1 protein-coding gene is annotated in these 1,196 nt (G+C 42.1%); it reads right to left on the reverse strand.

Annotated elements, in window-relative coordinates:
- Window positions 1-43 precede the first annotated feature (43 nt).
- Window positions 44-1,196 (reverse strand): endo-1,4-beta-xylanase (locus ACTHQF_RS17575; protein WP_440432250.1); only part of this gene is annotated, 1,153 nt, incomplete at its 5' end.

The raw sequence follows: 1,196 nt of genomic DNA on the forward strand, positions 1-1,196 counted from the left end.
CGCTGAGCCACCTTCCCTATAAGCATTTATTAATGTTTTCTTTTTAGAATGAACCTGGATATCTGTTCAGACCTGCTTCAATGAAACCTCTGTAAGCCCATTTCGCTTTGTAGTCTTTTCCGAATAATAATGGATGGTCGTGGTTGAACTTGGCATATCCTTTATTGAAGAACGAGTCTCTGTCTCCAACACCCCAGGTAGTGATACCCCATTGTTGTTTCTTTGGAACGTTCTCCATGTAACCTTTTACGATCGCTTTGAATTTAGCGCCTTGTTCCCTTGCCATCGCATCAGTCAGATCAAAGGTTTTTGGCATCTGGTATTTTACAGAGATGTCGATCTCAGAGATGTGAACCAACAGGCCTGCATCTGCAGCTACTTTCAAGTTGGTGTTGATCTTGTTTACGTCAATTCTTAACACCGTGTGCATCTGGAAGCCCATACCGTCGATCTTGATACCTCTTTGTTTTGCAGTAGCAACAAGTTCCATGATCTTACGCATTTTCTTGCCACCGAATTCCTGTCCGTAGTCGTTATAGAATAACTTTACTTTTGGATCTGCCTGCTGTGCATATTTGAAAGCTTTGAAGAAATACTCTTCACCAAGTTTGCGCAACCAGATGTTGTCTTTAAAAGTACCATTATCTGCGATCGCCTCGTTTACCACATCCCATGAGGTTACCTGACCTTTAAAGTGCGAAACAACGGTAGTGATGTGTTCTTTTAATAACTTGTCGAAGTCAGCTGCATTTCCGTTATAGTTCAATAACCATTTCGGCATGGTGTCATCTTTGGCCCAGATCAGACAGTGACCATGAACAACCATTTTATTTTCCTGAGCAAACTTTACAATCGCGTCAGCTTTGCCAAAGGTATACTTGTCTTTTTCAGGGTGTGTAGATTTAAACTTGAAGTTACTCTCCGAGCTTAATCTGTTGAAGTCTTTTTTAAGGGTGCTCGCATACAGCGGTTCTTCTAATCGCTCTTTAACCACCGCCGCACCGATCGGGAAATCAAATACACCTTTTAAGGTATAGTTCTTTAAGTGGTAGCTGCCTTTCTCTGCGGTTTCTCCCAGGTCACCTGCGGAAACTACGGATTCACTTTGATTTACAGATTCCTGTGGTGCAAAATCCTCATCTGCGGATTTCTTACATGCGGTGAAAGTGGTTGCGAATAAAGCTAATGCTAATGCT

The organism is Pedobacter sp. SAFR-022, from assembly GCF_051965375.1.
Lineage (GTDB): Bacteria > Bacteroidota > Bacteroidia > Sphingobacteriales > Sphingobacteriaceae > Pedobacter.